The organism is Ferrimonas aestuarii (assembly GCF_005116665.1).
GTDB classification, from domain to species: Bacteria; Pseudomonadota; Gammaproteobacteria; order Enterobacterales; family Shewanellaceae; genus Ferrimonas; species Ferrimonas aestuarii.
In genome coordinates, this window is the sequence record NZ_SWCJ01000005.1 from 279,893 (window position 1) to 293,075 (window position 13,183).

A 13,183-nucleotide genomic window follows, 5' to 3' on the forward strand; every position below is an offset into this window, starting at 1 on the left:
TATTGCGCTTAAAATTCACGATTGTGATTATATGTTTTAGCGTTTGATTGATTGTGAATGACTTGTTTGGGAAAGCTCGGATTTTAGAGCAGCTAATCTAAGCGTTGCAGTCACTGGGCAGTGTAACTAAGCGGGAAGTTAGGGCGGTTGTTGCGAGCGAAAAGAGGGACACACTAAGAGGGCGTTAGATGAACAAAAACAGCCCAGCGATTTGCTGGGCTGTTGGGTGGAGAACCGATCGCAATCTATAACTTTAGAAAGCGTAGTTAAACTGGGCACCGATCAGGATGGCATTCCCTTCTGAGTTGAGTACGAAGCCATCTTCATTCACTGTTACCTCTTCACCATCGATGAAGGAGAAGGCCAGATCGATGTCGGCACTGTCACTCAGGCGGTAGTTGGCACCAAAGCTGTACCAAATACGGTCTGAATCAGGGATGGAGATTGAACGGTGAGTCTCAGGCACTGGAGTCTCATCATAAGCGATACCCGCGCGCAGAGTTACCTCTGGGCTTACCAAGTAGGTGGCACCTAGGCCAAAGCGCCATGCGTCTTCAAAGTTTTCGTGCTTCAATAGCACGGTATCGCCAGAATTGATGGTACAGCCACGAGGATCCAAGCCGCAGATGCCGCCGCTGAAGGTCACATCTTCGCTGGCAACACCTCGGATCTCTTCAAATGCGCTCCAGCCAGACCACATTACCGTGGTGTGCAGTACCAATTGGTCGTTCAGTTTGTGGTAACCGGAGAACTCAATCAGATCAGGCAGTTCAACGTCTAGAGTACCGGAAACACTGTTGCCACCAGTGCCTTTGGTGTACTCGTCCAATTGCAGGCCCTGAGGCAGGCCGTTGGAGTATTTGCCCTCAAGCTCAACGGTGGTTTGAGATTTGTAGGTCAGAGCCAAACGGTGGTTGTCGTTCAGTTCATACAGTACGCCGACGTTAAAGCCATAGCCCCAACCATCGCCACTCATGTTGGCCAGATCACTGCTTGGCTCTAGGGTATTGAGACCCGGAGGTAACTGGCTGTTCAACGGTGTCGCCAGCGCACCTAGGTTACGGATAAGTTCGGCATCGCCATAAACCGCGTTAAAGCCGGCACCGACGCTCCAGTGGGCGTTCAGGCGGTAAGAGACGCTGGCATTCAGGTTCATGGTCAGAATTTCAGTTTTACCGCCAATTGAACCGGCATCGTAGGCTTCGCCAAAGTCGGTACCCAGGCCAAAGTTAGAGTAGGCGGCAACACCCACGGCCACTTTGTCATTCAGTGGGTGAATGAGGTAGGCGGCTGGCACGAAAGCTTCTGGAGCGGCACCGTCAATGTTCAGGCCGCTTGGATCCGTTGGGTTAAGCGGGTTGGTAACCCCTTGCATGTCCACGCCTGGATCGATGTAGGTGCCCACCAAGGACAGACTGGTCTTATCAAATAGCGCCATCGCGGCTGGGTTGCGTGCCAGTACGGCGGCATCATCAGCGGTAGCACCTTCACCGGCGAAGGCGCGGCCAAGGCCGGATACTGAGGTTTCGTTTAGCAGGAATCCAGCTGCAGACACGTTACCTGCCAACGTCATCAACGCGGTTGCAAGAATCGTCTTGTTAAAGTTTTTCATAGCTCTCACTTGGTATGGCTTTTTATTTTTTTGGATTGAGGGAAGTTTCTATGTCCAGCTCACCAAACTGGCGAACGATTAGAAAATTCTGCCGTCATCCATGATTTGAACTTAGTTCTAAAATGTACGAATCGTGTGCAATTTTGAGGCTAAGTTCGGCAAATGTGGGCACAAAGTGCCATCAAATTATGCCAAAGTGAAGCACTATTTAAATCTGTGTCTGGAATGTAAAAAATCGAGTTTTTTTAGAGTTTTGACTCGGGAATGGGGCTTTGCCGACAATATTCGTTTCTTTGGGCGTATTTTTAGAGAATTGTGCGGGAGTGAGTACTCCCGCACAGGGGAAGAATTAGAGCTGCTGCTCAAACTCAGCGTGTTGCTGTTGAGAGTTGTTATCGGCAGGTAAAAACTTGCTGACTACTATTCCAGCGATGCTTGCAAACAGGAAGCCAGGCAGGATTTCGTAAAGGTCGAAAATTCCACCATTTATCTGTTTCCAGATCACCACGGTAGTCGCACCAACCAGGATGGTAGCAATGGCACCGAACCGGCTATATCCACGCCAATAAAGCGCCAGCAAAATCACCGGACCAAATGAGGCGCCAAAACCTGCCCAGGCGTAGCTAACTAATTCGAGTACGGTGCTTTCAGGATTCAGAGCGATGATGGTGGCGATTACGGCCACACTCAATACCGTTAGGCGGCCAACCATTACCTTTTCACGCTCGCTGGCGTTGGGGCGCAGCCACTTTTTATAAAAGTCTTCCGTTACCACCGATGAACACACCAGTAGCTGAGAGTCGATGGTACTCATGATGGCGGACAAGATGGCGGCGATCAGAATGCCGGCCATCCACGGGTTGAACAGCACCCGAGACAGCTCTAGGAACACGGTTTCTGAGTTTGCCAGCGGTTCGCCGTGGAAGTAGACCGCACCAGCCAGACCGGTTGCTAAGGCACCGATCAACGAAAGCACCATCCAGCTCATGGCGATGCGGCGAGAAAGCGGCAGGTCTTTCACATCGCCGATGGCCATAAAGCGACTGAGGATGTGAGGTTGCCCGAAGTAGCCCAAGCCCCAAGCCAGCAGAGACAGCATGCCGATGGTGGTGGTGTTATCAGATACCAACTGAGTCATGTTGCTTGGCAGGTTATCCAGCACATGGGCATCACTGGTGAATACCACGGTTGGTACGAGTAGAAGGGCGAACAGCATCATCAGCCCTTGCAGAAAATCGGTCCAGCTTACGGCAAAGAAGCCGCCAACAAAGGTGTAGGAGACGATGATGGCGCTGCCAATCATCAACGCGGTGGTGTAATCAAGGCCGAATACCTGTTCAAACAAGATGGCGCCGCCAACCATCCCTGAGGAGGTGTAAAACACGAAGAATAGTAGGGTGATGGACGCGGCCACTAAGCGCAATGCGCCTTTGTCGTGAAAGCGTTTTTCCAAGAAGTCCGGCATGGTTAACGCGTCGTCGGTGAACTGAGTGTAGATTCGCAGACGTTTGGCGACGATGAGCCAGTTCAGCCAGGCGCCAAACAGCAGACCGATGCCGATCCACATCTCCCCCAAACCGGAGAGATATACTGAGCCGGGTAGGCCAAGCAGTAACCATCCAGACATGTCGGATGCGCCCACACTGAGTGCCGTGACCGCGGGGCCCATTTTTCGGCCGCCAAGAATGTAATCACTGGAGGTGGTGGTGGCTTTGTAGGCAAAGGTGCCAATTACAAGCAAAAGGATGAGGTAACCAAAGAAGGTTATCAAAGCTGGGGTTGAAATCATGAGATCATGTCATTTCTGTTGTGAGTGGGTCAGGCCTAGGCGTACCTTAAGGTCGCAGAATTGCGTTAGTGCTGTGGGTCAACGCGATTGAGTCGATGACCGGAGCCAAGGGCAATTCAATTTAGGCCTCGAAGCCCGTCTTACATTCAGCAATGCCTTTTGCTGTAGACGGGGAGTGTGGCTAGCAGTCGTGCCAATTAGATTGGTGTCTGAGCCGAATAGTTCGATCCTACCAAAGAGATCTATGTGTGACCAGCTTCACAAGCTTGGCTCAGTGCTCGGATGACCTCCTATTGCTTAATAAATCAGCAATTAGTTCGATTCACTGCGCTGGTTTCGTTGATGAGTGTTTTTGTTGGATTTAAGCCGGATTTGCAATTGAATCAAAGTGATATTGGAAATTCATTTGCGGTCTTCATGGCTGGTACGTTGATCGCTGATCAAGACAGTAAGGAGCGTTGGAGTTTGGTAAGGGTTGATAGGGTGTGAGAAACAGGGGCTGCCGTTTGCTGGCAGCCCCAATGCTTACACTAGATGGCTATCAGGCTGTCTTTAATCTCTTTGATCACCGGTTCCAGCTTCTGCAGTTTTCCGCCAACAACGGCGACTTGAAGTTGAGGCATATCGAAGGCTTTGCCTTTGTAGGCATCATTAGCAAACTTATCCACCATCTTCTGGCTTTGCTCCTTGGGAATAAAGAACACCGTCATGCGCCCTTGTGGGGTATCGATGATGGTGTGTAGGCTGCGCACGCCGTCGAAGTCACAGTAATTGGCGTAGTAGATGTGGCCACTGCTGTGGGTCAGCTTGCCGCCGAAACTGGCCAGCTTCACGTTGAGAGCGTCTAAACTGACCTGCTCGTCCACACGATCCGCAAACCCGGCCTCGTGAGCAACGTGAGCCAAGGCGTGATCGCCGATGTCCATTGGCTGACGGATTAAGGTAAACGACAAGCCGATGGCGAAGGCCACGGCTGCTGCCGCCGCGAGTTGCAAACGGTGATGACGCTTGCTGCTCTGGAACTGCGTCAGGTTCTGCTGTAGCAAGATACGCTCAGCTAGGTCCTCAGGAGGATCGACCTTCATGGCTGAAGCCATCTTTTGATCCATCAACTGCAGCTCCTCCACGAAGGCTTTGCGGCTGGCTTCTTGGTTCATTGCGTCGATAAACGCCGGATCATCACTGTAGGGATCGGCGTATGCTTGACGGCGAAACTCGAGTTCATCCATTGTTTAACTCCCGAGCTGGTGATTGTTCCAGCTTCTCACGTAATTGGTTTCGGGCACGAAACAACCTGGTCATCACGGTGTTGCGATTCAGGCCCATGATGCTGGCGATCTCTTCCCCATTAAATCCGTGCTGAACTTGCAGCACCAGAGGCTCTCGATACTCTTCGGGCAGCTCGGAGATCTGCTTGCGAAGCAGGTCGTTATCCACCTGCTGCTCAAGGCTGGTTCCTTGAGCATCGGCAACCGGATGGTCGTCGATGTCGGTCAGGTCAAATTGTTTTCGTTCAAAGCGGCGGGCATTTTCCCGGCGCAAAATCGTTATCAGCCACGCTTTTGCGGCTTTGTCATCTTTAAGAGAGTCCAGGGCCTTCCAGGCTCGCAGGAAAGTTTCCTGCACCAGGTCATCTGCGACAGTAGGATCGCCACTTAGCCAATAGGCGTAGCGGTAGATCTCTGTGCTTAGGGCTCGCACTAAACTCTCGTAGCGTCGTTGTTTACTCACCATGTCATCTAAGACCGGAGAGCGCTCCTTTTTCTTTCGCAACAATCTCAACATTTTTTCTGCCTATTCTGGGCGCTGTTGATTGGGATGCCGATCCACGTGGTTACGACACAGTAAATGGATGTCATTGTACGATGAATTTTAGGTTAAGTTTCAATGATTAATTGCGATTGGTGCTTGAGGTAATCCGAATCGTAATAAATAGAGAAAAAAGCCGCCTGTTGGTTCAGGCGGCTCAGATGAGAGTGTGGGTTGAGTTATTGCGGGTTTAATGGCCCAAGGGAGTGCCTGTGACTCTGCTCAGACTTGGATAGCGTATTTAACGCTTTGCTGAGAGGTTTGAGATCGATTGCGACACCTTGACCGCTGTAACGTTGTCGCTCAAGGTCATCCAATATCACCTTCAGCTCAGGAAAGCGTTGTTTTACCTGAGCGAGGGTGTGTGTTTCGCCTCGAAGCCCATCCAGTTGCCCCGGCAACATACTCAGTACCTTGCCAAGCTGGTTGTGTTTGAGCAGTTCATCGAAGTTGGCACTGAGATTGTTGTCCGGCTTGCTGTGCGTTTGTTCGATGGCTGGCGCGGTATGACCACGGCGATAGCCCCAGATAAGACTTAGGATCAGCGCTACCCACAGAATTAGGCTTATATAAAACCACAGATTTTTATGCCATGGCGTGGCCACTTCAACGGTGGTCACCGTGGCTTCTGGCGTAACGGCCACAGGTTGTGGAGCGTTCGCCGATGGCTCAACGGTCAGTGTGCGTGCCGGTAAGGTGGCGTATTCTTTTCGATTGAGCTTGGCGTTAAACCAAGCCACTTTTACCTCTGGAAGGGTATAGGTTCCCGGTTTGTTTGGCACAATCGCGGTGCTTTGACTTAAGCGTGCCACCACCTCTTGCCCTTGAATATCATCGCTACGATCGGGTTTATCCGGGTAGCTTTTTAGGCCGTCAGGGTAACTGATCTCCAGATTCGGCAGGGCCGCTTCTGTGGTGCCAATGGCCGTCAGGGTGACGATGCGAGATAGGGGCTCTCCCACCTTAATGGTTTGTTGTTCAGGAGACCAAGTCTCATTGAGAGACACCAGATTGGCCACCAACCATGGTTCGGTGAAAGACGCAGGAGGCTGTTTTACCTTAAGCTCCAGCGTGTCCCCCATCAGTTGTACCGGCGTAGACAGGCTGCGGGAGAATAGATCTCGGCTTCGATTTGGCTTGAGAATGTCGCCGCTAAAGTCGGAGCCCTTCAGTTGATGGCTGCCTGCAACCTGAGGCGTAACCCCGTAGTGGCGCTCGATGACCCGATAACGACGGCCGTTGATCACTTCAACGGTATTGCTGTCGGCACCTTTTTGTTGGATCAGTGCGCTTTCTAGCTCAGGCTCTGACAGGACGCCTCGTTGCAGCTCGCCTGCCAAGTAGAGTTTGACCTGATAATCGACCGTTTGCCCAAGCCATACCTCATCGCTACCCAGCTCTGCTCGCAAGAATACTTGTGGCAATTGACCTGCCGAGCTGGCATTGGCAACCACCTTCAGCTGAATCGGTTTGGATTGCTGACCGGCGGCAGTGAGACTGGGGATCAGAAAGTTGCCCACTTTTTTGGGGATCAGTACCACCTGCCAACGGGTTTCACGGCGAGTATCGAAATTGATCATTTGAGTGGAGCGACTGACGTTGGTGCGCGCCACCACAAAGTCGCTGTTTAGGGGGCCGGTATCCAGAGCGTTGGCATCGATTTCGTCATCGGCAACAACGGTCAGCACGAAGGATTGCTGCACCACCACAGGGTTAGCATCAACGCTGGCTTCTAGGTTGCTGTAAGCCCAACCACTGTGGCTGAAAAGCAGCAAGCTTAACAATATTAGGCGTTTTACCATTGGGTGAGCTCCTCATTGACCTTACCTTGGCGTCTGCGCCGTTCGTATTCTAGTTTCATTTTATTTCTCAATAAGATGCTTGGGTCATCTTGAATTCGTTGCAGCAGCTTGGGATCGATAGGCTGCCCATCTGGGTTGGTGTCGTCCGTCAGTTGAGCCTCTTGAGCCTGAGTTTCGCCCTGCTGCTCGCCAGGCTCCGGTTCCGCTGGCTCAGCTTGTGATTCGGTGTCATCAACGTTTGGCTCCTGAGGTTCAGCTTGCTGTTGAGACGCTTGGGAAGAATCAGGCTGTTTGGGCTCGGATTGCTGAGGCTCAGCATCACTTTGCTGGTCTTGCTGATTGTCACTCTGATCTTCATCCGCGCTTTCTGATTGCTGGTCTTGCTGCGATTGACCCTGCTGATCTTCAGAAGGCTGTTGGGAGTCATCTTGTTGATCTTGTTGTTGGTCTGAGTTTTCATCTTGCTGCTGCTGCTGCTGCTGCTGCTGCTGCTGCTGCTGCTGCTGCTGCTGCTGCTGCTGCTGCTGCTGATCGAGTAACGATTTCACCAAGTCATGGTTGAACTGGGCGTCTTCGAATTCGGGCTGCTGCGCCAAGGCTTTCTCATAGGCGGCCAGAGCCCCCTCAAGATCGCCGGATTTTGCCAGCGCATTGCCCTGGTTATAGAGCCCTTGGGCATCAGCTTGACCTTGTTGATATTGAGACAACGCGCCTTTGAAGTCGCCACTTCGATATAAGGCATGGCCTTTTTGTGCCCCTTGAGGTAGCAGTTCAGCGGCTTGTTGATACTGCTGGTTTTCCAATAACTCAACCGCTTTGGCGCGATCTGACTGCCACCATGCCGCCTGAAGATCGCTACTGGGCAGCAGTAGGATGACTACCAGCATCAAGGGCAGCTGTTTACGTAACAGCCAAGCGATGGGCAACAGCAATATGGGCAGTAGGTAGATGCCGATGTCTTGCCACAGCTCGCTGGCCTGATCCGATTTACTTTGACTCTGCTGTCGATCGATACCGAGCTTAGCCAACTGCACCACATCGCCATCGTCGGTGCGATAACGGACCAGTTCGCCATTACCAGCCTGAGCCAATTTGTTCAGCAATCGAAAGTCGGTTTGCGCGACCACCACGTCACCGGCTCGACTCTTTACCAACTCGCCGTCACCGCGGCGCATGGGCGCCCCTGCTTCGGTTCCGAGGCCGTAGACTTTGAGCGTCCAAGGCATGGACGCAGCTTGCTCAATGGCGGTATCGGCGTGTTCGGCAACCATGCCATCGGTAACCAGAATGATCTCCCCTTTCTGATAGCCAGCATCTTTCAACAATGTATCGGCAAGGGCCAATGCGCTGGGCAGATCGGAACCGGGTACCGGCATGATCTCTGGTGAGAGGGTGGGCACCAGGTTAAGCAGGGTTGCCTTATCGTCGGTTAGCGGCGCGAGGGCAAATGCATCTCCGGCGAAGGCCACCAGGGCGGTTTCCCCTTCATCAAATTGACGAATCAGGTCAATGGCCTTATAGCGAGCTTGAGTTAACCGGTTAGGGGCGATGTCAGTGGCATACATGGAGTAGGACATGTCTAGCAGCAGCACGCGACCACTTTTCAGTTCATACAGTGGCACTTCCTGTTTAACCCAGGTCGGGCCCGACAGGATGATCACCATCAAAGCTGCCAGCCACCAAGGCCAGCGTCGCTGCTGTTGGGGTTGGGCATCCGCACCTATTAGCATGGCCGCTTGCAGGTGCTTAGGAACCAGCTGCTGCCAATTAACCTGTTGGCCATAGCGATACTTAAGCCACCAATAGAGCCCAGGGAGAACCAATAATGCCAGAGCCCAGTAGGGACGCAGTAGATGAAGATTATCCACGTCGACCTCCTCGGGCCATCATTAACACCAGTAGGGTGAGTCCAAGGGCGCCCGCGAGGGGCCAAGGGTAGAGTTCGGTGCGAGGGCGCCACATTTTGGCATCTCGAGCCACTGGCTCCAACTGATCTAAACGGCTGTAGATCTGTGCCATCTCCTCGCCACTGCGTGCACGGAAGTAATGGCCACCGGTTTGAGCGGCGATCTCTTTCAGAGCAGATTCGTTAAGATCTTTACTTGGATTCACCTCTCGGGTGCGCATGCCAAGCCAACCGGATTGCTGTATCGATTCGGCCCCGATGCCGATGGTGTAGATTTTCACGCCCGCTTGTTTGGCCAATTTGGTGGCTTCTGCCACTTTAAAGTGGCCCGCGTTGTTGGTGCCGTCGGTCATTAAGATCAATACTTTGTCTGGGTTATCCAGTTCGGCAAAGCGTTTTACTCCGAGGGCGATGGCATCGCCAATGGCGGTTTGTTGGCCCACCAGTCCTAAGGCGGATTCATCGAGATAGCGTTTTACTGTTGGCCGGTCAAAGGTCAGTGGTGCTTGCAGGTAGGCGGCATCGGCGAACAGAATCAGGCCAATACGATCCCCTTCTCGTCGTTCGATAAATTGGCCGAGTAGGTACTGCATCATACTGAAGCGGTCCACCATCTGACCTTTAAACTCCATGTCTTGCACCTGCATGCTGCCGGAAAGATCCGCGGCAACCATCAGATCGCGTCCTTGGCGCTCCAGTGGCACAGGATCCCCCAGCCACTGTGGGCGACTGCAAGCGATGACCGCCAGTCCCCATGCCAGCAGCAATAGCCAGGATTGCCACTTAGGCTTATCTTCCATTACCGCACTGGTCAGCAGGGTATGACTGCCCTGAAGTTTGAGCGCGGTTGTTGCTTGAGCTTTGGGAGCTTGCTTTTGACCAAATAGGGCGAATAACCAGGGGAGAACAGCCATGGCCAGTAAGTAGGGCCATTCGATGGTCAACATTGACCTACCTCCTGAGCCTTACCTTGCTTATACAAGCCCGTTAACGTGGTGCTCACCATCGCTTTGACCTCGGATAGGGCAACCACGCTGTTGGGCTGGTACTGCTTTTCATTCAGTTGTTGCCACTGTTGTTGTTGATTGGGCTTTTGGAATTTGGCCAGCCAAGCCACCCATGCGGCACCGGTCAAGGAGGCGACCTCACTTCTTGGGTGATAAGCCAGCGCACAGCGTTTTACTAGAGCGCTCAAGGTGGCGGCGTCTACCTGTTTGGGCAGTGCGTTGAGTTCATCTAGAGCGCTGCGAAGTGGCTTTAATTGCTGATGGCGTTTCCACAATAGGATACCCAGAGCAATGAACAGCGTCACCAGTAACGCCAAGGCAAGATTGGCTTGCCAAGAGAGTGGCCAAGCCCACGGCAGCGGCTCGGTACTGATGTCGCGAAGTTGGGCTAAAGGATCGGTTGCCATAACGTCTCCATTTGTTTATCTAAGCGTTTGGCGGCGCTGACCTGACTGCGCTTGAGGCCTCGTTGAGACAGGCCTTTACGCAGGCGAAGTTGTTGTTGATCTTGAGCGTTAAGCCATTGCATCCGACCTTGGTGGTCGAGCTGCGCCAGTTTGCCTTGATGCCAAACGGGTACAATTTGCGATTTCGGGCATTGAGCCAACCGCTGTGCCAATGGATCGGTGATCTCAAACAGACGCACCTCACAGTGACGTGCGATGTCAGCCAACAGATCCAGTTCAGCGTCAACAAGCTGTTGCCCATCGCTGATGATCAGCACGACTGAGCCCGGGTGGGCCAGTCTTCGAAGGCGTAACAAACTGCTGCGTAGGTAGCTCTGATCTTGATCCGATTCCGGTTGAATGGGCTGTTTGTGCAGTTCCACTAGGGATTCTAGATAAGGCGAGATTCCCTGACGGCGCGCTCTGGGTTTGTGTTCGTGGTGGTGGCCTTCTCGGCAAATGATGCCGCCGATGCGCTCACCTGCCGCCACAGTTTGCCAACCGATCAATGCGGCTAGGTGGGCGGCTTGTACTGATTTCAATACTAAGGCTGACCCTTGCTGCATCTGATTGCCTAGATCGGTAAAAATCAGTACGGGGCGTTCGCGCTCTTCTCGAAACAACTTGGTGTGCGCCGCGCCAGTGCGAGCGGTAACGCGCCAATCGATGGTGCGAACGTCATCGCCACTTTGGTAGCGGCGAACTTCGTCAAACTCCATCCCTCGGCCTTTAAGGCGAGTCAGGTTTTGTCCTGCTCGGGCACTGGCTCGAGGCATAGCCCGAAATGGGTTCTGCCTCTGCCCATAGGCTCGATAGACCAGAAGTTCATCAAGGCTTAGGTCAACACCATTAGCGTGTAGGGGTAATGCATCCATTACGCCAGAGCCACCTGCTTGATGATGTCAGCAATGACTTTATCAGCGGTTACGCCTTCGGCTTCTGCTTGATAGCTCAGAAGCAGACGATGGCGCAGCACGTTTGGCAGTACTGCCTGTACATCTTCTGGAGAGACATAGTCTTTGCCGTACAGCCAAGCCCGAGCTCGAGCGCAGCGTTCCAAAGAGATGGTTGCTCGAGGGCTGACGCCCCACTCTAAGTAACGGGCAAGCTCATCACTGTACTTAGCTGGCGAGCGAGTCGCATCGATGAGATGCACCATGTAGTCTTCTAGCGCTGGGGCCATGTAGAGCTCTAGGGCACGCTTACGAGCTTGGAAAATCTCGACTTGAGTTAGCGGTGTTGGCGGTTTAGGCGCTTCGGACAGAGCCTCTTGGCGGCTCAGGGCTAAAATCTGCTTTTCGACCTCAGGGCCTGGGTAGTCCAGCGAGAGGTGCAGCAAGAATCGATCTAGCTGAGCCTCTGGCAGGGGGTAGGTGCCTTCGTTCTCAATCGGGTTTTGGGTTGCTAAGACCAAGAACAGTTTCGGAAGAGGGTAGCTGGTTTTGCCTACGGTAATCTGGTTTTCCGCCATCGCCTCCAGCAGCGCAGATTGCACTTTTGCGGGTGCACGGTTGATTTCGTCTGCCAGCAGCAAATTGTGGAACAGAGGTCCAGCTTGGAATTCAAACTGGCCAGTCTCTTGACGAAAGATGTCAGTACCGGTGAGATCCGCAGGAAGTAGGTCCGGCGTAAACTGGACGCGGTGGAAGTCCCCTTCGATGCTGTCGGCCAAGGCTTTCACTGCTCGGGTCTTGGCCAGCCCCGGTGGTCCCTCTACTAATAGGTGGCCATCTGCGACCAGCGCGATAAGCAGTCCTTCAACCAGCTCAGGCTGGCCGATGACCATGTGATTTAGATAAGTTTTGGCTTGTTCGAATCTTTCCAGCAACATTGGTGCAGCCTTTATTCCCAAAAAAGTGGTTCTATCCTATAAAAATCAATCACTCGCTTCCATAGAGAGCCTTATTCAGAGGAGGAACAAAGGAAAAAGTTCCGTACTTCGGTGTCACGGGCGGGCTTCTGCCCAATATAGAAGGAAGTGAATGCCATTCTTTCTATATAGGGTGCGTTTGTTGCGAGAGTGCTTGGCTAATGAGCTGAGTTTTCATTGATAATTGGGTTGCTCGTGTGGGAGTAAAATGCGATCTTGATGGATTAATCGACGCCATTGATCGTAATCGCGGCCAAATGGCGTATAAATAGGCATGTGATCGGTTTTTTTGAAATTTATACTTGAGCAAAAAACTAAATCCGCTATAGTGCATGGCCTCGGTCGCGGGGTGGAGCAGCCTGGTAGCTCGTCGGGCTCATAACCCGAAGGTCGTCAGTTCAAATCTGGCCCCCGCAACCAACTTATTCTCTGGAGAGAGCTTAAATACTCAATAATTCGATTCCCCCTTAGTTCAGTCGGAAGAATCCACGTGGACTGTGAAAGAATCGGACTCCGGAGGGAGTAAAGCTCAGAAAACTCGATTCCCCCTTAGTTCAGTCGGTAGAACGGTGGACTGTTAATCCATATGTCGCTGGTTCAAGTCCAGCAGGGGGAGCCACTTTTAAGATGGGGTTACCCGAATGGTGGACTGGCTATGTTAAAAACCGCATATGCCGCTAACACAAGTCCAGCAGGGGGAGCCACATTAAATTGCTTTGATGGCGACGAGACATTGAAGTGATACAGTTTCGGTCGCGGGGTGGAGCAGCCTGGTAGCTCGTCGGGCTCATAACCCGAAGGTCGTCAGTTCAAATCTGGCCCCCGCAACCAACTTATTTGAAAATTCGATTCCCCCTTAGTTCAGTCGGTAGAACGGTGGACTGTTAATCCATATGTCGCTGGTTCAAGTCCAGCAGGGGGAGCCACTTTTAAGATGGGGTT

At 52.6% G+C, this 13,183-nt stretch carries 10 protein-coding genes and 4 tRNA genes; 4 read left to right on the forward strand and 10 right to left on the reverse strand.

Annotated features, from left to right (window positions below):
• Positions 1 to 253 precede the first annotated feature (253 nt).
• The 10 genes from FCL42_RS10120 to FCL42_RS10165 all read right to left on the reverse strand — a co-directional run bounded on the left by FCL42_RS10120 (position 254) and on the right by FCL42_RS10165 (position 12,202).
• The gene (locus tag FCL42_RS10120; protein WP_136863288.1) at positions 254 to 1,612 is read right to left on the reverse strand and encodes an outer membrane protein transport protein; all 1,359 of its coding nucleotides are present in this window, start codon (positions 1,610 to 1,612) and stop codon (positions 254 to 256) included.
• A gap of 349 nt (positions 1,613 to 1,961) precedes the next feature.
• Positions 1,962 to 3,401 (reverse strand): sodium/proline symporter PutP, encoded by a 1,440-nt coding sequence (putP, locus tag FCL42_RS10125; RefSeq protein WP_136863289.1) that lies wholly within the window; start codon positions 3,399 to 3,401, stop codon positions 1,962 to 1,964.
• Positions 3,402 to 3,931: 530 nt separating this feature from the next.
• Positions 3,932 to 4,630 (reverse strand): DUF3379 family protein, encoded by a 699-nt coding sequence (locus FCL42_RS10130; RefSeq protein WP_136863290.1) that lies wholly within the window; start codon positions 4,628 to 4,630, stop codon positions 3,932 to 3,934.
• Positions 4,623 to 5,186 (reverse strand): sigma-70 family RNA polymerase sigma factor, encoded by a 564-nt coding sequence (locus tag FCL42_RS10135; RefSeq protein WP_136863291.1) that lies wholly within the window; start codon positions 5,184 to 5,186, stop codon positions 4,623 to 4,625. Before FCL42_RS10135 ends, FCL42_RS10130 begins: the two co-directional genes overlap by 8 nt.
• Positions 5,187 to 5,389: 203 nt before the next feature.
• Positions 5,390 to 7,012 (reverse strand): BatD family protein, encoded by a 1,623-nt coding sequence (locus FCL42_RS10140; protein ID WP_136863292.1) that lies wholly within the window; start codon positions 7,010 to 7,012, stop codon positions 5,390 to 5,392.
• Positions 7,006 to 8,880 (reverse strand): VWA domain-containing protein, encoded by a 1,875-nt coding sequence (locus tag FCL42_RS10145; protein ID WP_136863293.1) that lies wholly within the window; start codon positions 8,878 to 8,880, stop codon positions 7,006 to 7,008. The genes FCL42_RS10140 and FCL42_RS10145 overlap by 7 nt, the downstream gene beginning before the upstream one ends.
• Positions 8,873 to 9,865 (reverse strand): vWA domain-containing protein, encoded by a 993-nt coding sequence (locus FCL42_RS10150; protein ID WP_136863294.1) that lies wholly within the window; start codon positions 9,863 to 9,865, stop codon positions 8,873 to 8,875. Before FCL42_RS10150 ends, FCL42_RS10145 begins: the two co-directional genes overlap by 8 nt.
• Complete coding sequence (locus tag FCL42_RS10155; protein ID WP_136863295.1) at positions 9,859 to 10,332, reverse strand: DUF4381 domain-containing protein; 474 nt, start codon at positions 10,330 to 10,332, stop codon at positions 9,859 to 9,861. The genes FCL42_RS10150 and FCL42_RS10155 overlap by 7 nt, the downstream gene beginning before the upstream one ends.
• Entirely contained in the window at positions 10,314 to 11,246 is a 933-nt protein-coding gene (locus FCL42_RS10160; protein ID WP_136863296.1) for a DUF58 domain-containing protein, read from the reverse strand. Before FCL42_RS10160 ends, FCL42_RS10155 begins: the two co-directional genes overlap by 19 nt.
• Entirely contained in the window at positions 11,246 to 12,202 is a 957-nt protein-coding gene (locus FCL42_RS10165) for an AAA family ATPase (RefSeq protein WP_136863297.1), read from the reverse strand. Before FCL42_RS10165 ends, FCL42_RS10160 begins: the two co-directional genes overlap by 1 nt.
• Positions 12,203 to 12,584: 382 nt before the next feature.
• Between FCL42_RS10165 and FCL42_RS10170 the strand changes: the two genes are divergently transcribed.
• From FCL42_RS10170 to FCL42_RS10185, 4 genes are all read left to right on the forward strand, one after another.
• Positions 12,585 to 12,661, forward strand: a tRNA-Met gene (locus FCL42_RS10170).
• Positions 12,662 to 12,784: 123 nt separating this feature from the next.
• Positions 12,785 to 12,860: transfer RNA gene (locus tag FCL42_RS10175), tRNA-Asn, on the forward strand.
• Positions 12,861 to 12,995: 135 nt separating this feature from the next.
• Positions 12,996 to 13,072: transfer RNA gene (locus FCL42_RS10180), tRNA-Met, on the forward strand.
• A gap of 19 nt (positions 13,073 to 13,091) precedes the next feature.
• Positions 13,092 to 13,167: transfer RNA gene (locus FCL42_RS10185), tRNA-Asn, on the forward strand.
• The last annotated feature ends 16 nt before the right edge of the window (positions 13,168 to 13,183 follow it).

Bases quoted from the DNA above. Each gene is read 5' to 3' on its own strand.
- FCL42_RS10160 (WP_136863296.1), bottom strand. From the start codon at position 11,246: ATGGATGCATTACCCCTACACGCTAATGGTGTTGACCTAAGCCTTGAT.
- FCL42_RS10150 (WP_136863294.1), bottom strand. From the start codon at position 9,865: ATGTTGACCATCGAATGGCCCTACTTACTGGCCATGGCTGTTCTCCCC.
- FCL42_RS10165 (WP_136863297.1), bottom strand. From the start codon at position 12,202: ATGTTGCTGGAAAGATTCGAACAAGCCAAAACTTATCTAAATCACATG.
- FCL42_RS10140 (WP_136863292.1), bottom strand. From the start codon at position 7,012: ATGGTAAAACGCCTAATATTGTTAAGCTTGCTGCTTTTCAGCCACAGT.
- FCL42_RS10155 (WP_136863295.1), bottom strand. From the start codon at position 10,332: ATGGCAACCGATCCTTTAGCCCAACTTCGCGACATCAGTACCGAGCCG.
- FCL42_RS10135 (WP_136863291.1), bottom strand. From the start codon at position 5,186: ATGTTGAGATTGTTGCGAAAGAAAAAGGAGCGCTCTCCGGTCTTAGAT.
- putP (WP_136863289.1), bottom strand. From the start codon at position 3,401: ATGATTTCAACCCCAGCTTTGATAACCTTCTTTGGTTACCTCATCCTT.
- FCL42_RS10130 (WP_136863290.1), bottom strand. From the start codon at position 4,630: ATGGATGAACTCGAGTTTCGCCGTCAAGCATACGCCGATCCCTACAGT.
- FCL42_RS10120 (WP_136863288.1), bottom strand. From the start codon at position 1,612: ATGAAAAACTTTAACAAGACGATTCTTGCAACCGCGTTGATGACGTTG.